Origin of the sequence: Acinetobacter sp. Res13-Abat-PEC15-P4-01 (assembly GCF_015676285.1) — a bacterium.
Taxonomy (GTDB): domain Bacteria; phylum Pseudomonadota; class Gammaproteobacteria; order Pseudomonadales; family Moraxellaceae; genus Acinetobacter; species Acinetobacter nematophilus.
Genome location: NZ_JADAIN010000010.1, coordinates 110,243 through 132,999, shown reverse-complemented (window position 1 = coordinate 132,999; position 22,757 = coordinate 110,243). Strand labels below are relative to the sequence as shown.

At 38.8% G+C, this 22,757-nt stretch carries 20 protein-coding genes; 10 read left to right on the top strand and 10 right to left on the bottom strand.

Annotated elements, in window-relative coordinates; translation table 11 throughout:
* Nucleotide 1: 1 nt before the first annotated feature.
* Complete coding sequence (locus IMO47_RS03435) at nt 2-754, bottom strand: HD domain-containing protein (RefSeq protein WP_196074939.1); 753 nt, start codon at nt 752-754, stop codon at nt 2-4.
* Between the two features lie 427 nt (nt 755-1,181).
* Between IMO47_RS03435 and IMO47_RS03430 the strand changes: the two genes are divergently transcribed.
* The 6 genes from IMO47_RS03430 to IMO47_RS03400 all read left to right on the top strand — a co-directional run bounded on the left by IMO47_RS03430 (nt 1,182) and on the right by IMO47_RS03400 (nt 8,150).
* A complete protein-coding gene (locus IMO47_RS03430; protein WP_196074956.1) occupies nt 1,182-2,264 on the top strand; it encodes a GGDEF domain-containing protein in 1,083 nt (360 codons plus the stop codon).
* A gap of 141 nt (nt 2,265-2,405) precedes the next feature.
* On the top strand, nt 2,406-3,455 hold the full coding sequence (gene argC / locus IMO47_RS03425; RefSeq protein WP_196074940.1) for an N-acetyl-gamma-glutamyl-phosphate reductase: 1,050 nt from the start codon (nt 2,406-2,408) through the stop codon (nt 3,453-3,455).
* An 80-nt stretch (nt 3,456-3,535) separates the two neighbouring features.
* Entirely contained in the window at nt 3,536-4,279 is a 744-nt protein-coding gene (locus tag IMO47_RS03420; RefSeq protein ID WP_196074941.1) for a DUF6776 family protein, read from the top strand.
* A gap of 21 nt (nt 4,280-4,300) precedes the next feature.
* Nucleotides 4,301-4,717 carry an ATP-dependent Clp protease adapter ClpS gene (clpS, locus tag IMO47_RS03415; RefSeq protein WP_196074942.1) on the top strand — a complete coding sequence of 139 codons (417 nt, stop codon included), beginning with the start codon at nt 4,301-4,303 and terminating at the stop codon, nt 4,715-4,717.
* 9 nt (nt 4,718-4,726) lie between these two features.
* A complete protein-coding gene (gene clpA / locus IMO47_RS03410; protein WP_196074943.1) occupies nt 4,727-7,003 on the top strand; it encodes an ATP-dependent Clp protease ATP-binding subunit ClpA in 2,277 nt (758 codons plus the stop codon).
* Nucleotides 7,004-7,796: 793 nt separating this feature from the next.
* Nucleotides 7,797-8,150, top strand: a complete 354-nt coding sequence (locus IMO47_RS03400; RefSeq protein WP_196074944.1) for a YnfA family protein — start codon at nt 7,797-7,799, stop codon at nt 8,148-8,150.
* Nucleotides 8,151-8,171: 21 nt separating this feature from the next.
* Here IMO47_RS03400 and IMO47_RS03395 read toward each other — a convergent pair whose 3' ends face one another.
* The 5 genes from IMO47_RS03395 to IMO47_RS03375 form a co-directional block, all read right to left on the bottom strand.
* Nucleotides 8,172-9,239 carry a hypothetical protein gene (locus IMO47_RS03395; protein WP_196074945.1) on the bottom strand — a complete coding sequence of 356 codons (1,068 nt, stop codon included), beginning with the start codon at nt 9,237-9,239 and terminating at the stop codon, nt 8,172-8,174.
* A 156-nt stretch (nt 9,240-9,395) separates the two neighbouring features.
* On the bottom strand, nt 9,396-9,626 hold the full coding sequence (locus IMO47_RS03390; RefSeq protein WP_004830945.1) for a hypothetical protein: 231 nt from the start codon (nt 9,624-9,626) through the stop codon (nt 9,396-9,398).
* Between the two features lie 243 nt (nt 9,627-9,869).
* Entirely contained in the window at nt 9,870-10,952 is a 1,083-nt protein-coding gene (gene trmA, locus IMO47_RS03385) for a tRNA (uridine(54)-C5)-methyltransferase TrmA (protein ID WP_196074946.1), read from the bottom strand.
* A 158-nt stretch (nt 10,953-11,110) separates the two neighbouring features.
* A complete protein-coding gene (locus IMO47_RS03380; RefSeq protein ID WP_196074947.1) occupies nt 11,111-12,010 on the bottom strand; it encodes a LysR family transcriptional regulator in 900 nt (299 codons plus the stop codon).
* An 84-nt stretch (nt 12,011-12,094) separates the two neighbouring features.
* The gene (locus IMO47_RS03375; RefSeq protein ID WP_196074948.1) at nt 12,095-12,523 is read right to left on the bottom strand and encodes a guanosine-3',5'-bis(diphosphate) 3'-pyrophosphohydrolase; all 429 of its coding nucleotides are present in this window, start codon (nt 12,521-12,523) and stop codon (nt 12,095-12,097) included.
* A gap of 134 nt (nt 12,524-12,657) precedes the next feature.
* Here IMO47_RS03375 and IMO47_RS03370 point away from each other — a divergent pair, with 134 nt between their 5' ends.
* The gene (locus tag IMO47_RS03370; RefSeq protein ID WP_196074949.1) at nt 12,658-12,993 is read left to right on the top strand and encodes a hypothetical protein; all 336 of its coding nucleotides are present in this window, start codon (nt 12,658-12,660) and stop codon (nt 12,991-12,993) included.
* 37 nt (nt 12,994-13,030) lie between these two features.
* On the opposite strand, the gene IMO47_RS03365 is transcribed toward IMO47_RS03370, so the two are convergent.
* Nucleotides 13,031-13,984, bottom strand: coding sequence for a LysR substrate-binding domain-containing protein (locus IMO47_RS03365; RefSeq protein WP_196074950.1), 954 nt, complete (start codon nt 13,982-13,984; stop codon nt 13,031-13,033).
* 306 nt (nt 13,985-14,290) lie between these two features.
* Between IMO47_RS03365 and IMO47_RS03360 the strand changes: the two genes are divergently transcribed.
* The 3 genes from IMO47_RS03360 (at nt 14,291) to IMO47_RS03350 (ending at nt 18,606) form a co-directional block, all read left to right on the top strand.
* Nucleotides 14,291-15,514, top strand: a complete 1,224-nt coding sequence (locus IMO47_RS03360) for an acyl-CoA dehydrogenase (protein WP_196074951.1) — start codon at nt 14,291-14,293, stop codon at nt 15,512-15,514.
* 444 nt (nt 15,515-15,958) lie between these two features.
* Nucleotides 15,959-17,269: an MFS transporter gene (locus tag IMO47_RS03355; RefSeq protein WP_196074952.1), complete on the top strand. Its 1,311-nt coding sequence runs from the start codon at nt 15,959-15,961 to the stop codon at nt 17,267-17,269.
* A gap of 107 nt (nt 17,270-17,376) precedes the next feature.
* Complete coding sequence (locus IMO47_RS03350; RefSeq protein WP_196074953.1) at nt 17,377-18,606, top strand: CaiB/BaiF CoA-transferase family protein; 1,230 nt, start codon at nt 17,377-17,379, stop codon at nt 18,604-18,606.
* 141 nt (nt 18,607-18,747) lie between these two features.
* Here the strand turns inward: IMO47_RS03350 and ppk1 are convergent, their stop codons facing one another.
* The 3 genes from ppk1 to argF form a co-directional block, all read right to left on the bottom strand.
* Nucleotides 18,748-20,853 carry a polyphosphate kinase 1 gene (gene ppk1, locus IMO47_RS03345; RefSeq protein ID WP_196074954.1) on the bottom strand — a complete coding sequence of 702 codons (2,106 nt, stop codon included), beginning with the start codon at nt 20,851-20,853 and terminating at the stop codon, nt 18,748-18,750.
* 202 nt (nt 20,854-21,055) lie between these two features.
* On the bottom strand, nt 21,056-21,526 hold the full coding sequence (locus IMO47_RS03340) for a hypothetical protein (protein ID WP_196074955.1): 471 nt from the start codon (nt 21,524-21,526) through the stop codon (nt 21,056-21,058).
* Nucleotides 21,527-21,823: 297 nt separating this feature from the next.
* The gene (gene argF / locus IMO47_RS03335; protein WP_196077670.1) at nt 21,824-22,744 is read right to left on the bottom strand and encodes an ornithine carbamoyltransferase; all 921 of its coding nucleotides are present in this window, start codon (nt 22,742-22,744) and stop codon (nt 21,824-21,826) included.
* Between the last annotated feature and the right edge of the window lie 13 nt (nt 22,745-22,757).

Sequence of the window (22,757 nt, the reverse complement as noted above, 5' to 3'; positions counted from 1 at the left end):
ATTACTCCTTAAAAATATTAAGCTGAATCATGTATGGTAGTCCTAATCCAGACAACAGAGCTGTGCGGGATTGAGGGTGATTGAGCGACTCCTTATGTAAAAGTTTTTTGAAATGTGAATTAAATTGAGTTCGAGGATGTTCTGTCAAAACATCTTCAGCATAAGTTTTTGAAAACCGTACATAATCTGTGCCAATAACGTCACATGAAGTTGCCTGATGCAGTAACAGCGCTTCTATCGGCAAATTTTGATTAGACTCATCTAAATAGCCATTCATATGAAGGCAAATCGCTTCAGAAATAATTTTTGTACGCGATTCATCGTAACGGTGTTTTAGACATAAACGTTCTGAACGTAAGGCACTCTCATAAGTAAAGCAGTGACAGGAATATTGATCTAGATGTGCAACCAAGCCCAAATCGTGCATTAAGCAGGCAATTAAAAAGCTTTCTTGGTCAAATTGCCAGTCTTTACTTTGCGCGATGCCTGCTCCCCAAAAAAAGCTACGCCAAGAATGATGGAAAATAGCTTGATCCCGTGCGTTTTCTAGCTCAGCTATTGCCTCTTTGACAATAGGTGTATCGGGAATTCGGACATCTTGTATGGCAATATGAGCCGGCTGAATATGGGATTGTATAAAGGTCTTGGAGTACTTGTAGGTGATTGGCAGTAAAGTCTGTTTGATCAGATTTATTTTTTCTTTAAAGCTCAGGCTTCCTTGGTTGATTTCCATCCATTTTCGGGATCCGATCATGGGACATGATTCCTATTGTTAATAATTAGAGTAATTACTCTAATTATTCTCTCTGAATTGAAAAGAAAATACAAGTTGCTTTAAAACAACGTGGATAAAACTGAGTAGGGTGAGATTGGAATGAGCAAATTCAGTTGGCTTTTGATTCTAGCTGAGGCTATTTTATTGCCCGAACTGTTATGGGAATAGCCTAAAATAGGAGCAAGCGAGCAGTAAAAATAGTAAAGAATTTAAGTTTTAAGCAGATATATGAAATTAAATTACAAAATAATGTGACTATTTTTAATCATTGATTGGGCGCGTATAAAAAAATACTCTAAACTTATCGACTTTCCGATATTTCCTATTTCTTATCATAAAGATATCAGACGTGAATTTTGCAGATACCCATTACTTTATTTTAATTGTGCCCATCTGCCTGATATTAATGGGTAGTTTGCTTCTGATTTGTCATTTCTTTTTTAAAGCACCTGCATATTTATTTTGGTTGGGGCTTGGATATATTGTGCCGTCATTTTCTTTGGCTGCGCAAAGCCTTATGACCAACCAGCAGTTGACATTAACAGCACCACTTTTAGGCTGTTTCTATTTATTCGGCGCTTGGACCAGCGCTTATGCAATGGCATTACGTAAAAATGGAAATGCTCATAATTTATTGGCAGTTGTTTTAACTGGATTAACATTGCCATTCCTCATTTACTTTTCATATGTTGATGAACAGCTTTGGGTCAGAATGCTGATTTTAAATCTAGCCATTGCAATGATTGAGTCTTTGGTCTTGCCATCGCTTTTTAAAGATTATCAACATCGGGACTGGTTGAATAAATTAGTAGATTATTCTTATCTTTTCATAGTTTTATATACTTTTGCCCGTAGCGTTATTGTCTATTGTTGTCTGCAAAACGTTCAAACCAATATGCTTGTAGATTCTGTGTGGTGGCTCATGATGCTAGCCGCAAGTATTCTGTTGAGTTTATGGTTTGCGATTATTGTTGTAGGAACTTTGGTTCGCGATATTATTTTAAAATTGAACGATGATCGTTCAAGAGATCCACTCACACACCTGCTCAATCGCCGTGGGTTTTATGATGCTGCCAAGACAAGCTTAATTGATTTATCCCAAACCCAATATTTTTTACTGATGTGTGATGTAGATCATTTTAAAAAAATTAATGATACCTATGGACATCTGATTGGTGATCAAATTTTACAGAGAGTCAGTAATTTGGTCAGTCAAAATGTTGGAAAAGAAGACTTGGTCGGGCGTTTCGGAGGTGAAGAATTCATTGTTCTATTGCACGTTGCCAATGCTGAAATTGCATATGAAATTGCTGAGAAAATCCGTATCAGCATTGAAAATGAAGTTTTTTCTTCGAAAAATATTGTATTAACTGCCAGTTTCGGACTTGTTCAGGTGCAGTATCGAAATCTAGCACTCGGCATTGAATCTGCGGATAAATGTTTATATGCCGCCAAGCGTGCTGGTCGGAATTGCATTATTCAAGGCTAATGAATGCCTGAAACGATGCAAATTAAGATTTGCAAGGCGATTAAAACGATAAAAAACCAAGTAAAACAGTTTAGAAAGCATAAACTTCCTGTCATACTACAGTTCATACAGAATGGATACATTTAAATCGAGGTAAAAAACGTGATTTCAGTGGGTATTGTCGGTGGAACGGGTTATACAGGCGTTGAATTGTTGCGTCTTTTACTGCGACATCCAAATGTTCAAGTGAATGTACTGACATCGCGTACTGAAGAGGGTCGTCGAGTAGATGATATGTTCCCTAGTTTGCGTGGACATACGACACTTAAATATTCAGATTTAAAAATTGATGAACTCAAAAAATGTGATGTAGTATTTTTTGCAACGCCGCATGGTGTTGCAATGAAACATGCCGAAGAACTATTGGCATCAAATACTAAAATTATTGATTTAGCAGCTGATTTTCGTTTAAAAAATTTAACTGAATTTGAAAAATGGTATGGAATGCAGCATGCTTGTCCGGACATTTTAACCGATGCCGTATATGGTTTGTCTGAGCTTAACCGCGAACAGATCAAGCAAGCGAAAGTGGTTGGAAACCCAGGCTGTTATCCGACAACCGTACAACTGGGCTTAGCACCACTATTTAAACAAACTGCAACATTGGTTAAACCTGAAAGTATTATTATCGATGCAAAATCAGGTGTGTCTGGTGCTGGACGCAAAGCCAGCTTAGGTATGATCTATTCTGAAAATGCCGACAACTTTAAGGCTTATGGCGTTGCAGGACACCGTCATCATCCTGAGATTGTCGAGGCACTTGAAAATATTTCAGGGCAACGAGGGGTATTTGATCATATCCTCTTTGTCCCTCATTTAGTGCCGATGATTCGCGGCATGCTCAGTACGATTTATATTGATCTGACGGATGAGGGTGAACATGCAGATTTACAAACACTTTACGAGCAGTTTTATACTGATGAAACATTTGTAGATGTCATGCCGGCCAACAGCTCACCTGAAACGCGTTCAGTACGTGGTGCCAACCAACTAAGAATTGCATTGTACAAACCACAGCCAAAAAAACTGATTGTTTTATCGGTGCAAGATAATTTGGTGAAAGGGGCTGCGGGGCAGGCAGTACAAAATATGAACTTAATGTTTGGTTTTGCTGAAGATGCTGGTTTACAAGGTATCGGATTATTACCATAAAAAACGCTTTATAACTTCCCACACATTTAACTTTGCGGTTAAATGTGTGTTTTGATGCGATCAATACTTTAGAGATGACGATGCAGAACACAGAAACAAATACCGCGTCACAACCAGCTCAAACACCCAAAAAACCTTTTTTAAAAGGCAATATGCCATTGGTGATCGGGGGTGTCGTATTATGTGCGGGTAGTGTACTTTTAGGCTACACGGTTGGACACCGCCAAGGACTTACGGTTGTTGGTTTTGATGCAGACGCGGAACAATTGGTAGAAGTGGTTAAACAACAAAAAACGACACTGGCTACGTTAAATAAAAACTTAAATGCCACTGTACAAGAGCGTGATGTGGCTGTTTCTAATGCCAATGACTTACTAGAAGCATTAAATAAAGCCAATGCAGAAAAATCACAAATCGATGTAATGAGTGCAATTTACCGTGAAGTGTTAAAACAACGCGGCGGTTTAAGCTTGACGATTCAGAATCTTGCGGTTAAACCTTTGCCTGAAAATGCTTACGAATATCAACTCGATCTTATCCAAGTGAGTCCAAGACGTGCTACGGGTACAGTAGAAATTCGTTTAATCAGTGGTACAGAAGTGTTGACTGTACCTATGGGTGATGCTAATTACAATTTTACTGATTATGAGCGTTTGACAGGTCGCTGGACGATGCCGAAAGGCTTCAATCCACAATTTATCGAAGTGCGTTTAAATGGTGCCACACCAGTCATCAAGCGATTCAGTTGGTCACGCGGAAAGGCGGTAGACAGTGCAGCCGCATTTGCTGCTGAGGTACCTCAAGCAGAAGCTAATTCTCAATAAATCATAAGTATTTTGGAAAATATGCGAACTAATAAGCGTCAAATGAGTTTAAATGAAGTGAAATCATCGTTCCGTGATTCAGGATATGTAGATTGGCATTTGAATATTCGTGCAAGCCAATCAGAAGATCCTCATCACGAACAGGGGGATGTTGCTGTCCAAACAGCTCCCCCTGAAATAAAAAGACCACCGATGTATTCAGTCATTTTGCTAAACGATGACTATACGCCAATGGACTTTGTTATTGAAATTTTACAACAATACTTTGCTTTGAATCTTGACCAAGCCACTCAAGTAATGTTAACAGTACATTATGAAGGCAAAGGTGAAGCTGGCGTATATCCGAGAGATATTGCGGAAACAAAAGCCAACCAAGTAAACAACTATGCTCGATCTCAAGGTCATCCATTACTTTGTCAGATTGAGCCAAAAGAATAAGGGGGTTTCATGCTCAGTCGTCAATTAGAAGTTTCACTCCGTTTGGCTGTTAGCATGGCTCGTCAAAAGAGACATGAGTTTCTTACGGTTGAACACTTATTATTAGCTTTACTCGACAATGATTCAGCCGTAAATGCCTTAAAAGCATGTGGTGCTGAAATTATCAGTTTGCGTAAAGAATTAGAAGAGTATGTTGAGCAACATACACCTAAATTAGGAGAAAACAGCGACCAAGCCCCTCATCCAACAGAAAGTTTTGATCGTATATTGCAACGCGCAATTTTCCATGTTCAGTCGAGTGGCGGTGACCGCACGGTTGAAGGTGCAGATGTCCTGGTGGCGATGTATTCTGAACGTGATTCTTTTGCTGTTTACTTACTCAAACGTCACCAGATCAATCGTTTAACGTTAACTCAGTATTTATCGCATGGCGCACGTAAAGAAGAGATTCAGGTTGAAGAAGAATCTGATGACTTGGAAGGTGAATCAAGTGCTTCAGCAAATGCAGGTCCGCTTGAGTTATATACTTTAAACCTAAATATTGAAGCTCAAAAAGGTAAAACTGATCCTTTAATCGGTCGTGAGAAAGAAATTGAGCGTGCTGCTCAAATTCTTTGCCGCCGTCGTAAAAATAATCCTTTACTGGTGGGCGACCCAGGTGTGGGTAAAACTTCGATTGCAGAAGGTTTAGCTTGGCTAATTGTCAATGGTAAAGCGCCTAAACCACTTGCCAATGCTGAAGTCTTTAGTTTGGACATCGGTGCGTTGGTTGCAGGAACTAAATATCGCGGTGATTTTGAGAAACGATTAAAACAACTGCTGAATGCTTTGAAAAAGAAATCGGATGCGATCCTGTTTATTGATGAGATCCATATGATTATTGGTGCCGGTTCAAGTATGGGCAGCACGATGGATGCATCAAACTTAATCAAACCAGCATTGGCGAATGGCACTTTACGCTGCATTGGCTCAACCACCTTCCAAGAATACCGTCAAGTATTCGAAAAAGATCATGCTTTATCACGTCGTTTCCAAAAAATCGATGTGAATGAGCCATCAATCTCAGAAACAATCGATATACTGCGCGGTTTAAAAAGCAAGTTTGAAGACTTTCATCATGTCAAATACGATGACTCTGCTTTAATTTCTGCTGTTGAGCTGTCTGCTAAATTTATCAACGATCGATTCTTGCCAGACAAGGCGATTGATGTGATTGATGAAGCCGGTGCACAACGCCGTTTAAAAGCAGAACAGGACGATACATTGATCACTGTTGAGAATATCGAAGATATCATCTCTAAGATTGCACGTATTCCGCCAAAAACTGTTTCTAAAGATGATAAATCTGTATTGGAATACTTAGAACGTGATCTGAAACGTGTTGTCTTTGGTCAGGATGAAGCAATTACAGCGCTTGCATCTGCGATCAAGTTGTCACGTGCCGGTTTAAAAGCACCAGACAAGCCAGTCGGGAGTTTTGTCTTTGCCGGTCCAACAGGGGTTGGTAAAACAGAAGTCACCAAACAGTTGGCAAAATTGTTAGGTGTAGAGCTTGTACGTTTTGACATGTCTGAATATATGGAACGTCATGCTGTATCACGATTGATTGGTGCACCTCCAGGTTATGTAGGTTATGACCAAGGTGGTTTACTGACAGACGCCATCCATAAAAATCCGCACTGCGTACTATTATTGGATGAAATTGAAAAAGCGCATCCTGATGTATTCAACTTGTTATTACAAGTCATGGATCATGGGGCGTTAACCGATAACAATGGACGCAAGTCTGATTTTCGTAATGTGATTATTGTACTTACTACCAATATTGGGGCAGAAAGTATTTCTCGAACCAGCATTGGATTTACAGAACAAGACAACAGCAATGACAATCAGGAGGCGATGAAACGTGCATTTGCACCTGAATTCCGAAATCGTTTGGATGGTGTGATTCAGTTTAAAGCTTTACCTACCACAGTGATTGAATCAGTGGTTGACAAATTCTTAACTGAGTTGCAGGCACAGCTTGATGACAAGAAGGTGGTGCTTGAAGTTGATCAATCTGCGCGTGACTGGATGGCTGAAAATGGTTATGACCGTTTGATGGGTGCTCGTCCAATGCAACGCTTAATCCAAGAACATCTGAAGAAACCACTGGCTGAAATGATCTTATTTGGAGAGCTTGCCGATCATGGCGGAAATGTAGCCGTTTCAGTGAAAAAAGAGAATGGTCAAGCTGTTGGTTTAACACTTGAGGTTTTTGAAGACCAAACTGCTGAACCAGCATGATGATTGATGATCTGGATATAGGTGCTGTAGAAAATAACCCGTATTGATTACGGGTTATTTTTTGTCTGAATATTCAACCGGCAAAATATTAATTTTTTTCAAGCATGCGAGTAATAAAGTAGGCCATTGCATTGTTTCGGTATTTGCTTTTCCTAAGCCCCAACCATGTCCTCCTTTTTTTAAATAAATGAATTTCATAAGAGATACTGTTGTTCTCTAAAGCTATTTGCATAACTAAACTATGCTGAACAGGGACTATCGGATCATCAATCGAATGGGCTAAAAAGATAGGTGCTGTAGAAACTCTGATGTGGGTGTACTTTCTTTGGCGAGTTCTTCTCGGGCATATCCGCCACCGCTAATCGTCAGAATCGCCACATGATTGCTATGTTTGGGTAGCTATACCCTGAGATAGGGAAAGTCAATGTGGCTAACTGCACCATGTTTAACAACTGTATTTGGATTTTGTAGTGTCATGGATGCGTACGTCCAAAGCGGAAGTGTGAATGCTGCTGCTCTTGTTGACTGAAAAAGAGAATCACCAACAAACCACATCGCATATAGTGGATGTTCATTTGAACCGCCATGATTCTAAAGTTTTTGAGTTTAACGCATTTGTTTGCATATAAAATAATCGATGGATGCTTTAATGTAGGATTTTCTTTTTTTAGTTCAACATAGGCAATAGGTGGATACTAAAAATTGAATCAGGCATCAAGGATGATTAAATTTATTGCGGATATTCTGTGAAAATCCCCTATACTTTTACAACATCAATTAAGCTTGAGTAGAAATGGATATTGCATTTAATAAAGTATTCACCACGATTTTATTATTTTTAGTCACTGCCGTAGCTGAAATTTTAGGATGTTATTTTCCTTATCTGATTTTAAATCAAAATAAAAGCCAGTGGTTATGGATCCCGACGGCATTGAGTTTGGCTGTATTTGTTTGGCTATTGACCTTACATCCGGCAGCATCTGGGCGGATTTATGCAGCTTATGGGGGAATCTATATTTTTTCAGCATTAATGTGGCTGAGATTTGTTGATCAAGTCAGTCTCAGCCGTTGGGATTTACTCGGCGGGTGTATTGTGATGATTGGTGCTTTAGTGATTATTTTACAGCCACAAGGGCTGATTCGTTAAATGTTTTTGCCACAAGTCAATTTAAGGTACTGGGTTTTTCGTTGTTTCTAACTGACTGATTCTACAAACTTCAGGTAATGCTTTCCGGTATTCTTGATAATCTTGAGTATATTTTTTAAACCATTTTTGATATTCAGGGTTCAATCTTAAATTTGCTAGATTGGGTTCATCTTCAAAAGAAGAGGGTTCAGTGCTGTTCTCATCTGAAAATTCTAATTGCTTTAAATATGAGAGTGCTTTAGCGGGTTGATTCAATAAGGCATAGAATTCAGCTAAAAATTCATTTTCACGCTGAGTATGCTTACGATTTTTATTGACCACTTTTTCAATTTTTTGTTGATTATCTCTTAACCATTTTTCAGCTGCTTCGGGGTTCTCTCTATTTAAACCTTGATAGTATTGCTGTGCCAGAATAATAAAGTTACCAGAATCAAAAGCTTGTTCAGGATGAGATAGATACTGAAATAAGGGCTTTTTGAGGATATTCACCAAACGTTTTTGTTCTTCCGTATCTCGATGATACTTGTATAGCAACATTAACTTATCGCTCAATACGGCATAATAATTTCTTTCATATTCTTCATTCTTGGGTTCAATTTGAATCAAGGTTTCAAATAATTGCTCCGCTTTAAGCAAATAAGTTAAACGAGGTGTTGGATTGCTATTTTTTCGATAATAAACAGACATTTGTGCATAGAAAAGTCCAAAATTATTTAATGCAATGCTATCTTTAGGATCGCGTTTCTGTAATGCAAGATAGGCTTGTTCAGCCAGTTCTTGGATCGGATGTGAAATTTCTGCACAATCTTGATCAAGCAAATACTCAGCATATCCAGAAGTAATGATTGCATAATTATGTAAATAGACGGAATCATTATAATTAATTTGTTCAGCTTTGAATAATTGTTGCACAGTGGGTTGTGATTTTTTGATTTGAGCTTTGATCTGGGGTTCCAGTTGGGCTAGTTTTTTATTTCCCAAAACCTGACCCGTTAAATTTTCAATGGTTTGAAGATCATCATCGCTGATCTCAGCGTAGGCAATAGAGCAACTCAGCCATAATAACAAGAAGAGGTTTTTTATTTTCAAGATCAATACTTCACTTTTATATTATTGCAAATTATTGTATAGAAGCTTAGGACAAACAGCAAAATTTGCTGCAACTGGGTTATAGAAAAGGCAGTCAAGGCTGCAATAAAAAAGCATCCAGTAAACTGAATGCTTTTTCTTAGCGGTCATCCATGACTATTGAATAGGTGGATGCTGTAACTGGTTTAACTCTTTTTTACTGAAACCTCTTGAGATCAGTACTTTCTTAATTCCAGTAATCACATCTTGATCTGTAGTATTCATCAACGCAGATAAGAGTTGATCATTGGATTTACAAGAGCAATCATTTTCAACGCATGCAATCTGATTTTTATGTTCATTTTGCACAGTATCTTTAGCCATAAACAGCTTTTGCCAAAAACTCATAGAGCCTTCATACGCAACCTAACATAGTTCGAAATATAGACGTTTTTTTATAAAATTCAAGATAGCAGGCATGGTAAATGGTCGAGTTATAGACTGAATTTGCCAATCATTAAATATTTTCTAAGTGGTTCTTTTAAGTTTAAATATAAGAAAATATTATATGTTATTGATATATATAAGCATTGGTGAAAAATAAAAATGCCATGAAATCTTTCATGGCATATCGTGGTTGTAATAAATTGTTTAAATCTTTTTAAGCAAAACCCCAGATTCAACATGATGGGTGTAAGGAAACTGATCAAACATCGCAAATTTAACAATTTTATGGGTTTTGGTAAGGGTTTCCAGATTACTGTATAAAGTATCTGGATTACATGAGATATAAAGAATCGTATCGAAACCTTGCAGTAATTTGAGCGTATCGTCATCAATCCCTGCGCGTGGAGGATCAACAAAAACAGTATCAAATTGATAGCTTTGTACATCAATTTCTGCTTCCTGTAAACGGCGGAATTCACGCTCACCATTATACGCTTGGGTAAACTCTTCAGCAGACAGTCGTGCTACCTGAATATTATCAATTTTGTTCTGCTCAATATTCCATTGTGCAGCATAGACCGAAGACTTTGCCAACTCAGTTGCCAAAACACGCTTGAAATTTAACGACAAGGGAAGGGTAAAGTTACCATTGCCACAATACAGTTCCAGTAAGTCTTGATTGTCGCCATCTACTGCTTGACAAGCCCACTCCAACATTTTTTGGCAGACTTGTGCATTTGGTTGAGTAAAACTACTTTCGATTTGTTTATATTGAAATTTTCTTTCGAATACCTGTAATTCTTCAACAACAAACTCATCGCTCAATACGATTTTTTGGCCACGGCTACGTCCAATAATTTTAATATTCAGTTTGTCAGCCAATTGTTTTGCTAAAACTTCCCATTCTTCATTTAAAGGAGCACGGTAAATTAACGAGACCAACATCTCACCTTTCAGTGTTGCAAGAAAATGCACTTCGAAAAGACGTTTGGATAACTGCGGACAGGTTTTCAATTCAGCCAATAAAATGGGCATAAGTTGATTGATGCTAAGATCTGCTATAGGAAATTCATCAATACGTGCAACTGTTTTCTGCTGATTTTCATCTCGCTCAAACATGGCGTAGAACATATCGTCTTCCGTATGCCAAATGCGGAATTCTGCACGCATACGAAAGTTTTGTTCAGGCGATACAAAGACTTCCAGTGATGGTGGATTAAATTCTGCAAATTGAGATTGAATACGTTCAATTTTGGCATCAAGTTGTTGTTGATAAGATGAAGTCATATAAATCAGAAAAACGTTGGAATTAAGCAGTGGTGATGGTATCAAAAATAGCTATAGATGGACACCGAATAACGCCCCATCTTACTTAATTTATTCTGCTTAGACTTTGAATCAGATTCCGCAAATCCTTATTTTCAACTTTTGAGTAGAATCTGCGCTTAACGGTTACTGAGATGTTCGACTAAATAATCAATAAACACCCGTACAGCAGGGAGTAAGCCACGGCGTGAAGGGTAAACTGCATGGAAAATACCATGTGGCGCTTTCCAATCAGGCAATACACGTACCAGCTCACCTGATGCAACAAAATCATTGGCAATTGTATCTGGGAGTAGGGCGATGCCACAGTTTTGGCTGGCTAATTTTGCAAGCATCATTAAATCTGATCCCATAAGCACAGGATTGACTTTAATTTTTTTCTGTTGGTTTTGACCATCATGCAAAATCATTTGCTGATCCAAATGTTCATCGACCATACTTAAAATACGATGTTCAGTTAAATCTTCAGGTTTTTTCAGCATCCCAAATTCATTTAAGTAAGCTTGGCTTGCTAGCAGATGCTGTTCAATATTCCCAAATTTTCTCAGAACTAAGCTTGGATCATCATCCAAATTTGCTCGGACACGTAGGGCGAGATCAAAACCTTCATTGATAATGTCAACACGACGGTTGCTGACCAAAAGTTGCACTTTAATTTCAGGATAGGTTTTTAAGAATGCAGGTAAAATTTTGGATAATTCACTTTGCGCAACAGTAACAGGTACGCTGACTTTAATTACACCTCGTGGTTGTTCACTAAGATGATCCACCAAATCATGTGCAGACTGAGCAGCATTCATCATGACTTGCGCATGGCGATATATGTTCATGCCAATATCAGTTACAGCAAAATGACGGGAACTGCGTTGAATCAGACGTACGCCCAGTTTTTCTTCAAGATTATAGACTCGGCGACTCAGTTTAGACTTTGGAATATCGGTTGCACGTTCAGCAGCACTGAATCCACCGTGTTCAACAACCAAACCAAAACAATAAAAATCATCCAAATCAGTCAGCATGAGACATTCCATTATTGCGACAATTTGGCTTTTTTAACCTTAATCGTTGCATCAAGTCAATTGTAAATTGTGAAAAAAAGGGATTTAAGCTGTACCCGCCATTAGAATATATTGAACCTGTTTATATTCTTCCAACCTCAAAAGATCTTTGGTGGTGGGATGTGGAATACGGGAAAGATCCATATTGTCTGCGACATCTGCTAATTTGACAATTCTCGCAATGGGATTTTTTACCGCACGATATGCTGCTTCGATACGAGATTCATTTTCTTTTTTAGTCAATGCAAGTATGGCATCAACAATTTCTTGACTAAAACCCAGAGAAATCAAATCGACCACAGTGGTATCGGTATCTTCTAAGATATCATGCAACACAGCAACTATCTGCTGTTCAGCAGTTTTAACTTTAAACATTAGTCTCAATGGATGAAAAATATAAGGTTGCTGTCCTTTATCTTTTTGACCTGCGTGTTTACGAGCTGCTAAAGCAATCGCTTTTTCAATCGTTGACATAGTATCCTTATTTATATTTTCTCTATTTATAAAAGATTTAACAAGCAATTTTAAACTGGCAAGAGTCGTGTTTAAATCCCGTGTTTAATTTTGCCAACTGGTTTAAAATACAATTTTATTTTGTTCTAAAGCGTATGCCATTTCAACTGATCACTCTAGAAAATTCTCAAGAAAATGTTACATGCCCGCATTGCACACATGCAGTGATTGATTGGAATGAAGAACAATATCTTCAACCTTGCGAGCATACTTTATTTATCGCTATGGATTTGGGTTTCGAATATATTGCAGATGAATTTGAACAAACGATGCAACGCAGCGTGGATGAAATCCATCAGCATGATGATCAAGGATTAAATATTTTTAATGAGCTGGGTCAAAGTACATATGCAAACTATATGATTTATAAAATAAGTCTAGGTTCAGTTGGTTCTCAAGAAATTTATCGCTATATTGGTTTTAGTGCTTAAATGCAATCTAAACCTATTTGAGATGGGGATAGGCTGTTTATTTCATAAATGTATTTTTGGAAATTTCTACTTCAGCAAGAAGCCATTCAACAAATTTTGCAATGAGTGGTGATTGCTGCTGCTCAGCATAGACAAAATAATAAGCTCGTGAGCCTTTAAGTTTAATATTAGAAGCAATCACCAAATCACCTGAACGTAGTTCTTTTTCCAGAAGTTTCTGAGGAATAAGTGCAACACCCATGTGATGTGTGGCTGCTACAGCAAGCATTGAAAATAATTCATGTCGTTGCCCTTCCAGAGCAAAAGGGTGTTCATAGCCGTTCACTTCAAACCATTCTTTCCAAATATAAGGCCGTGTGGTTTGTTGCAGTAGGGGTAAGCTGGCGATTTCTTCAGCAGTGAGGCTGCGACTTAAATGTCCTGAGGTCGTTTTTAATTCGGGGAAATACTTAAAAATTAATTCAGCTGAACAGACGGGAACGACATCTTCATTCATTAAGAAATGAATTTTTGCCCCTGGCCAATTTTCGATTTGTGCCGGTGTTCCTGTATAAATTGCAGCATCAAAAATATGTTCGCTGAATAAGAAAGGTTTGGTACTGGTTTCAAGGTGGATGGTAATTTCTGGATAGACTGCATTGAACTTGTATAGTCGGGGCAGTAACCAGCGTGTTGCAAATGTAGGAACGACACCGAGTTTTAATGTGCCGCCTAAACCTTTATGACTGATTAAATCAAGCGTACTTTGCTCAATGCCCAATAAATGAGATTTTATATTTTTATAATAATGTTCACCTGCTTGGGTCAGTTCAACACCATGTCGAGTTCGATTGAATAAATGTAATCCCAGAAAATCTTCCAATTGCTGCACTTGACGAGAGATTGCACTTTGAGTCAGATGTAATTCTTGTGCTGCAAAGGTATAACTCAAATGTTTGGCAGCAGCCTCAAAACAAATTAAAGATTGTAATGAAGGGATCATTCTACGCATATTCATTCCTTGAATATCTGGGGCTATTTTAAAGACCGATTTAACAGGGTTGGCTACAGTGTTGACAAAAATAAAATCATCAATACTTCACGTAACTTTAAGTGGTATTTGTAAGTCTATGAAAATAAAACAAGATGACTGATTGTTTAGATCTGTCAACAATAAAAGGTGTTCTATTACTGAATTTATAAAAACATAAGATATGCGTAAATGGAATATCTGAGTGAGAATTTATCGTTTGAAAGAATGATTTATCACACATAACATCAACTGCAACAAGACAAAATACATCAAGCAGAGGATGCGATGAATCAAATGGTCAATTCAGCGAAAAAACCACATGTACAGTTTAACTGGCAGGATCCCTTTTTATTGGAGCAGCAACTCACTGAAGAAGAACGCATGATTCGTGATGCTGCCAATGCTTATTCACAAGATAAACTCATGCCTCGAGTGCTTGAGCAGTTCCGCCATGAACAGACAGATATTTCGATTTTTCGTGAAATGGGTGAGTTGGGTTTATTAGGACCTACAATTCCAGAGCAATATGGCGGTGCAGGACTTAATTATGTGAGTTATGGTCTGATTGCCCGTGAAATTGAACGTGTGGATTCTGGTTATCGGTCAATGGCGAGTGTGCAAAGTTCATTGGTGATGGTACCGATTAACGAATTTGGCTCGGAACAACAGAAGCAGAAATATTTACCAAAACTTGCATCGGGTGAGTTTATAGGCTGTTTTGGTTTAACTGAACCTGATCATGGATCTGACCCGGGAAGCATGATTACACGCGCTAAAAAAGTCACAGGTGGCTATCGTCTGACGGGTGCAAAAATGTGGATTACCAATAGCCCAATCGCTGATGTGTTTGTTGTCTGGGCAAAGGAAGTTTCTGCTGAAGGTCATGTAGGAGAGATTCGTGGTTTTATCTTGGAAAAGGGATGGGAAGGACTTTCCGCACCAGCCATTCATGGCAAGGTGGGATTACGTGCCTCAATTACAGGTGAAATTGTAATGGACAATGTTTTTGTGCCTGAAGAAAATGCATTTCCTGAAATTCGTGGCTTAAGAGGTCCGTTTACCTGCTTAAACAGTGCCCGCTATGGCATCGCTTGGGGTGCAATGGGGGCTGCTGAGTTCTGTTGGCACACTGCCCATCAATATACTATGGATCGTAAACAGTTTGGTCGTCCTTTGGCTGCAAATCAATTGGTACAAAAGAAATTGGCAGATATGCAAACCGAAATTGCATTGGGTTTGCAAATTGCTCTGCGCTTTGGACGTATGAAAGATGAAGGAATTGCTTCGGTCGAAGGAACCTCCTTAATTAAACGTAATAACTGCGGTAAAGCCTTAGATATTGCACGCGTTGCACGAGACATGATGGGTGGAAACGGTATTAGTGATGAATTTGGTGTTGCCCGTCATCTAGTTAATCTTGAAGTGGTGAATACCTATGAAGGTACTCATGATGTACATGCTTTAATTCTTGGGCGTGCACAAACAGGCATTGCCGCTTTTTCTAATTAATTTATTGGTTTTACAACAGGGATGTTAAATCAACATCCCTGTAGCATCTTTTACCTTAAATTCAGTCATGATTTAGGTAAAAATATCAACGATAGAAGGATTCATCGTGAAAATATCTCATTATCTTTAAGGACTGTCGCCATTTCATACATGGCTTGCCCTGCAAATAAAGCAAGGCAATACGCAGCGGGGGGATTGTGTTTTTACTAGATCATCGCTCCCTTAGCAAACAGTGTTGATCATTATTCAGCATGACTAAACTTCATACTTCGCGCCTCATATCGTTTAAAAACATATCTGGTCGCAAACATGGAAGAATTGTGAACAGCCCTTTAATACTCTTACTTCATTCCTAAACGATATTGAATAAAAACAATAACGGAATCAGTAGAGAAAAGATGAAAGATACCCGATGACTCATTTGGGAAAATGAGGTAAAGGAAAATGAACAATGAGGTTCAATCAGTTGCTATTACAGCAAAAGGCAACCTGCCGTCGAATATTGGTACTTATGAAAAAATAGGACCAAACACGTGGAAATGGGCGCTATTGTTTGCATATTTTGCCATGGTGGTTGATGGCGTAGATATTATGTTGTTGTCCTATAGTTTAACCAGTTTAAAAGGTGAGTTTGCATTATCTACTTTTCAAGCGGGTGCTCTGGGCAGTGCTTCACTGGCAGGGATGGGAATCGGTGGAATTTTAGGCGGGTGGGCGTGTGATAAATTTGGTCGGGTACGTACCATTGCAAATTCTGTAACCTTTTTTTCAGTGGCGACCTGCTTATTGGGTTTTACACAGAGCTTTGAGCAATTTATGGCGCTGCGCTTTATTGGTGCTTTAGGGATTGGTGCTATGGCATGTAATACCTTGATGGCTGAATATGTACCCACCACTTATCGAACAACGGTACTGGGTACATTACAAACAGGGCAAACAGTGGGCTATATTGTAGCAACCCTTTTAGCAGGTGCGATTATTCCGGAACACGGTTGGCGGGTGCTATTTTTTATTACAGTCATTCCAGCGTTTATCAATATTTTCTTACAGCGATTTGTACCAGAACCAAAATCTTGGCAACTGACTAAAATCGAACAGCTTCAAGTGAAAAAGAAACCTGATGTAGTCGTTCAAGAAAAGCCCAAAAGTGGCAGTATCTACAAGCAGATTTTTGCCAACTTCAAGCACCGTAAAATGTTTTTACTGTGGATGACGACTGCATTCTTCTTACAGTTCGGTTATTACGGGATCAATAACTGGATGCCAAGCTATCTTGAAACTGAAGTGCATATGAATTTTAAAAACCTAACCAGTTATATGGTGGGTTCATATACAGCAATGATTTTAGGGAAAATATTGGCAGGCTATCTGGCAGATAAATTCAATCGTCGAGCAGTATTTGTTTTTGGCACCATCGCCAGCGCAGTTTTCCTTCCAATCATTATTTTCTTTAATACGCCTGACAACATTTTGTATTTATTGATTACGTTTGGCTTCCTGTATGGAATTCCTTATGGTGTAAATGCAACCTATATGGCTGAATCATTTTCAACTGATGTCCGCGGTACAGCAATTGGTGGAGCATATAACATCGGGCGTGTTGGTGCTGCAATTGCTCCTGCAACCATTGGATTTCTAGCCTCAGGCGGGACATTTATGACAGCCTTTATTGTCATGGGGGCTGCTTATTTTGTGGCTGGTGTACTGCCAGGCCTATTCATTAAAGACCGTCAATACGATCCGCAACAACAATAGTTATTGGTCAAGCATAAGCGGCTTAGGACACAACCCATTGTTATTAGGTTCAATTCAATCATGAATTTGTGGGAGCGTTAACTGCTCCTCGGATAGAGGTAAAACAGATGAGTGCATTACACGGTATACGCGTATTAGATCTCAGTAGAGTACTTGCTGGTCCATGGTGCGGGCAAGTTTTGGCAGATTTGGGCGCAGAGGTGATTAAAATCGAACGCCCCAAAGTGGGAGATGATACCCGCATGTGGGGACCTCCTTGGATGCTTGATCAACAAGGGCAACCCACTCGAGAGTCGGGCTATTATCAAGCCGCGAACCGTAATAAATCTTCTGTTGCGATTGATATTGCAACAGAAGAAGGTCAAAAACTGGTACAACAGATTGCCCAAACAGCAGATGTGGTGATTGAAAATTTTAAAGCAGGGTCGTTAAAAAAATATGGTTTGGATTATGCGACTTTAAGTCAAATCAACCCAAAATTGATTTACTGTTCAATTACTGGATTTGGACAGGATGGACCTCGTGCTGAGGAGCCAGGTTATGATTTCATCATTCAAGGTATGTCAGGCTTGATGAGTATCACGGGACAGCAAGAAGGTGAGCTGGGTGCAAGTTCACAAAAAGTCGGTGTGGCGGTGGTGGACATTCAAACCGGATTATATGCAACCATTGCGATCCAAGCTGCGATTATTGCTCGCCAACACACAGGAGTTGGACAGTATATTGATTTATCACTACTTGATGTGCAGGTAGCTGGATTAGCCAACCAAGGCATGAATTATTTAAGCTCAGGTATTGCACCGCAACGGATGGGCAATAGTCATCCCAATATCGTGCCGTATCAGACTTTTAAAGCTCGAGATAAGGAATTTATCATTGCCTGTGGAAATGACAAGCAATTTAAAGATTTGTGTATGGCGATAGGCAAACCTGAATTACTGGACAATCCTAATTACATTCGGAATCAAGATCGAGTGAAATATCGGCATGAATTAATTGCAGAGCTGTCTGAATATTTCTTGAATAAAGATGCGAAACATTGGGTAGATGCCATTCATGCTGTCAAAGTGCCTGTGGGCATGATTAATTCTGTTGCCGATGCCTTGCATGAGCCACAAATCCTGTCTCGTAAAATGGTGGTCAATATTCCGCATACGGAGAATAGTGAGTTTAAAATGATTGCTTCTCCGATCAAAATGTCAGGAACACCGATTCAGTATCGCAATGCTCCTCCACGTTTGGGAGAGCATACAAAAGAGATTCTAGGAAAATTCTATACGAATGATCAATTACAGCAATTGAAACAGCAGGGCATCATTGATGGGATGGGGCTTTAAACTCAATTAGAATGAATAGGACAGGTTGTACATGATAAGCCCAGTTCATCTGTAAGGATCAAAATAGCCTTTCTCCTAAAAGTTAAAGAAAGGCTGGATAATGACCATGATTTTGCTGAGTGATAGTGATGTAATCTTTGTCTACGCCGAGGTTGGAAGAGTACGTTGTTGCATTAACACTTGTTGTGCAATATGTGCTTCTTCTCCATCTTTTGGGCTTACTGCATGCCATTGATCATTTGCATCCAATTCCCACGCACGCACATTGTCTTTAAGATAGCTGAGTAAACCATAGTCAATGATTTGCTTCTTCAGCTTTTTATCCTCGATTGGAAAACAGGTTTCAACCCGTGAAAACAGATTTCTACCCATCCAGTCCGCACTAGCACAATACAAGTCTTCCTGACCATCATTATGGAAATAATAGACGCGAGTGTGTTCCAGGTAGCGACCTACAATCGAGCGCACGCGAATATTTTCGGAGAGCCCTTGTATCTGTGGTCTTAAACAGCAGATTGAACGTATGATCAAATCAATTTTTACACCCGCCTGTGAGGCTGTATACAATGCAGAGATGAGTTTTGGCTCAGTTAAAGCATTTACTTTAATGATAATTCGGGCCTTTTTACCTGCTTTGGCATGTGCAGTTTCCTGCTCGATCAAATGCACAAGCTGGGCATGCAAGGTGAAGGGTGCATGAAATAACTTTTTCAGCTTTAACAGTTTCCCCATGCCAGTCAGTTCTTGGAAGATTTTATGAACGTCCTCACAGATAGCTTCATGTGTTGTCAGTAAACCGTAATCGGTGTACATCCGTGCATTTCCAGCATGATAGTTTCCTGTGCCCAGATGAACATAACGTTTCAGTTTTCCAGCTTCACGCCGTACGATCAAAATCATTTTGGCATGGGTTTTGTAGCCAACAATTCCATAAACTACAACAGCACCGGCTTCCTGTAAAAGATTTGCAACAGTAATATTGGATTCTTCATCAAAGCGTGCACGCAGCTCAATGACCGCTGTGACTTCTTTGCCATTCCGGGCTGCTTCTGCAAGTACTTGTACAATTTCAGAGTCGGGACCACTGCGATATAGAGTTTGTTTGATTGCAAGCACATTCGGATCTTGTGCTGCTTCACGCAGTAAGTTGATGACAGGTTTAAAAGAATCAAATGGATGATGCAAAAGCACATCCTGTTTGGTTAAAGTTTCAAAGATCTTGTTTGAATTTCTGAGTGCTTTTGGAATTACTGCTTGATAGGGTTTAAAACGCAGTTCAGGAATATCGAAATTGGTGATCAATCGGGTTAAATTAACCGGTCCATTCACTTGATAAAGATGTTGTGGATCAAGATCAAATTGCTCCAGAAGATAATCGTTGATCGAGTTTGGGCAATTGCTGGCAATCTCTAATCGAACTGCACGACCAAAACGGCGTGAGGATAACTCATCTTTTAAAGCGACAGCGAGGTCATCAACATCTTCTGCTAGAGTCAGATCGGCATTTCGCGTCACACGGAATTGATAACAGCCCGTTGCAATCATTCCTGGGAATAAATCACTGATATGTTGTTGGATGATTGCAGACAACAAAATGTAGTGTTCTTCACCATCCGTCAATTCGTCCGGTAGACGTACTACACGCGGTAAAGAACGCGGAGCAGGAACAATTGCCAATTCAATTTGTCGACCAAATGCATCTTTTCCTTCCAAACTCACAATAAAATTTAAGCTTTTATTGACCAGTCGAGGAAAGGGATGTGCGGGATCCAAGCTAATGGGTGTCACGACGGGTTGAACTTGTTTAAAGAAATAGTGCTTAATCCAATCCAGATGTTTTTCTAAGATATTATGATATTGAATGAATTTAATACCGTAATTTTCAAGTTCTGGTAAAAGTATATGATTCAGCGTATCGTATTGTTCTTGAATCGCGAGGTGAGCACTTTCTGAGATTTGTTCAATGATCACTTCATTGGGAATACCGTCAGGCGCTGTGGTAATGGTTTTGAAGTCAATCTGCTTCATTAATCCCGCCACTCGAATTTCAAAAAATTCATCTAAATTACGTGAAAATATAATGAGGAAATTTAAACGTTCAAGCAAGGGATGATTTTTATCTTTAGCTTGTGCCAACACACGCTTGTGAAACGCCAGCAATGAAATTTCACGATTGATGTAGCTACTTGAACTATGTTGAAATTCAACTGGGGATAAATTTTTTGAAGCGGGCATGATCTGCGTCATTTGAAACTGTCTTAACGACCTTGATGGGCATAGTAAGTATTCTACATGACAAAATTGTTACAGCTACTTAAAATATTGAAAATTATTTCAATTTTAAATCTTGGGTAAATCAATGCTTTTAACCAGCTTGTAACAATTGCAAACACATCAATTTTCACAATTTATAAATGTATCAAGATATTGAATAACAAAAATGTCATTTTTAAAAGCTGCATTGATCATTTTTGAGTTTAAGTTGATAGTTTTTTTGTTTAGAACTTAGTTTCATTTTCACGTAATAAGGATTATGCCTTTGAAATTCATTTTCAAAGATTAAATGGCAGTTCTCAAGCATGCCTTGCAGCAGGAGTTGCTGTGTCTTTTCATGACCGATACTGTCAGAAAACTGTTTGAAATTCTCAGATGTAATTAAACCTTCTAAATCGATATGATCATGATACATACGTATTTTTTCAATCACTGTATTTTGATCTATTTGTACAGGAAGTACGCGGGAGTCTTCATCACTCAAGGCATTTAAAACTTCATCTAACTTTTTAGAATCCTTGATTTTATAATTTTTTTCAATCAATTGGTTCTGAATAAAATAATCATCCAATTCAGTTGCATAACTTGGGATCGATTGAGTGAGTAAAAAAGTAGTGATCGATAAAGATATTATTTTGAAATTCATTTGAATAATACACTTATTAAAAATATGGATTTATTATACTGAAACAAACACTATCTACTAGCCTTGCAGCTAATTTTTATTAAAAATCTTACATAATTTTCAGATATGGATCGGTGAGAAAATACAGAATAATCTGTTGAAAATCCAGACAGAGTGAAACTGAGCGTGTTTCAATGAGTTAAAGAATTTTAAGAATACATAAAATTTAAATTTTATCGATCACAGATTACAGATAAAAAATAAGCACCTGAATCGGTGCTTATTTTATGGATATGATTTGATCATAACTTTAGAAAACTAATCTTTTTTTAAGTTTTCATTGATCAAGAATTCAACCAATGCTTTTTGTGCATGTAAACGATTTTCTGCTTCATCCCAAACAACTGCATTTTTGTGATCCAGCATATTCTCAGAAATTTCCTCACCGCGATGTGCAGGGAGGCAATGCATAAATAAACAATCTGGATGTGCTAAATTCATCAATTTTTCATTGACCTGATATGCAGCAAATGCTTGCTCACGAATTTTCTGCTCTTCTTCTTGTCCCATACTTGCCCAGACGTCAGTGACAATCAAATCAGCATTGACCGCAGCATCTTCAGCAGATTCAAACAGTTCAACACAATGAGCGAATTCAGAAAGAAACTCCGGTTTTGGTTCATAGCCTTTTGGAGAAGCAATCTTTAATTTAAAACCCCACATATGAGCTGCTTCAATATATGAGTTACACATATTATTGCCATCACCTATCCAGGCAACTGTTTTGCCTTCAATTGAACCGCGGTGTTCAACAAAAGTCTGAACATCGGCCAGTAATTGGCATGGGTGGTGGTCGTCGGTCAGCGCATTAATGACGGGTACAGAAGAATATTCAGCAAAACGCTCAACAATATCGTGACCAAAAGTACGAATCATTACGATATCGAGCATGCTGGAGATGACACGTGCTGAATCTTCAATCGGTTCACCACGTCCTAGCTGTGTGTCACGAGATGATAGGAAAATTGCACTGCCGCCAAACTGGCTCATACCGGCTTCAAAGGATACACGCGTGCGGGTGCTCGACTTTTCAAAAATCATCCCCATGACTTTTCCAACGAAAGGTTGGAATACTTCGTTATTGTGCTGTTTTCGCTTTAACTCTAAAGCACGTTCAATAATGCGATTCAGTTCAGCAGTGGATAAGTCACGTAAAGTAAGAAAATGTCGTAGAGCCATGGTTACTCCACAA

Coding starts and splice junctions, on each gene's coding strand:
- IMO47_RS03435 (WP_196074939.1), bottom strand. CDS start 754: ATGATCGGATCCCGAAAATGGATGGAAATCAACCAAGGAAGCCTGAGC.
- IMO47_RS03375 (WP_196074948.1), bottom strand. CDS start 12,523: ATGTCAACGATTGAAAAAGCGATTGCTTTAGCAGCTCGTAAACACGCA.
- ppk1 (WP_196074954.1), bottom strand. CDS start 20,853: ATGACGCAGATCATGCCCGCTTCAAAAAATTTATCCCCAGTTGAATTT.
- clpS (WP_196074942.1), top strand. CDS start 4,301: ATGCGAACTAATAAGCGTCAAATGAGTTTAAATGAAGTGAAATCATCG.
- IMO47_RS03430 (WP_196074956.1), top strand. CDS start 1,182: ATGGGTAGTTTGCTTCTGATTTGTCATTTCTTTTTTAAAGCACCTGCA.
- IMO47_RS03370 (WP_196074949.1), top strand. CDS start 12,658: ATGCCATTTCAACTGATCACTCTAGAAAATTCTCAAGAAAATGTTACA.
- IMO47_RS03400 (WP_196074944.1), top strand. CDS start 7,797: ATGGATATTGCATTTAATAAAGTATTCACCACGATTTTATTATTTTTA.
- trmA (WP_196074946.1), bottom strand. CDS start 10,952: ATGACTTCATCTTATCAACAACAACTTGATGCCAAAATTGAACGTATT.
- argF (WP_196077670.1), bottom strand. CDS start 22,744: ATGGCTCTACGACATTTTCTTACTTTACGTGACTTATCCACTGCTGAA.
- IMO47_RS03350 (WP_196074953.1), top strand. CDS start 17,377: ATGAGTGCATTACACGGTATACGCGTATTAGATCTCAGTAGAGTACTT.
- IMO47_RS03390 (WP_004830945.1), bottom strand. CDS start 9,626: ATGAGTTTTTGGCAAAAGCTGTTTATGGCTAAAGATACTGTGCAAAAT.
- IMO47_RS03365 (WP_196074950.1), bottom strand. CDS start 13,984: ATGCGTAGAATGATCCCTTCATTACAATCTTTAATTTGTTTTGAGGCT.
- clpA (WP_196074943.1), top strand. CDS start 4,727: ATGCTCAGTCGTCAATTAGAAGTTTCACTCCGTTTGGCTGTTAGCATG.
- IMO47_RS03355 (WP_196074952.1), top strand. CDS start 15,959: ATGAACAATGAGGTTCAATCAGTTGCTATTACAGCAAAAGGCAACCTG.
- IMO47_RS03360 (WP_196074951.1), top strand. CDS start 14,291: ATGAATCAAATGGTCAATTCAGCGAAAAAACCACATGTACAGTTTAAC.
- IMO47_RS03380 (WP_196074947.1), bottom strand. CDS start 12,010: ATGCTGACTGATTTGGATGATTTTTATTGTTTTGGTTTGGTTGTTGAA.
- IMO47_RS03340 (WP_196074955.1), bottom strand. CDS start 21,526: ATGAATTTCAAAATAATATCTTTATCGATCACTACTTTTTTACTCACT.
- IMO47_RS03420 (WP_196074941.1), top strand. CDS start 3,536: ATGCAGAACACAGAAACAAATACCGCGTCACAACCAGCTCAAACACCC.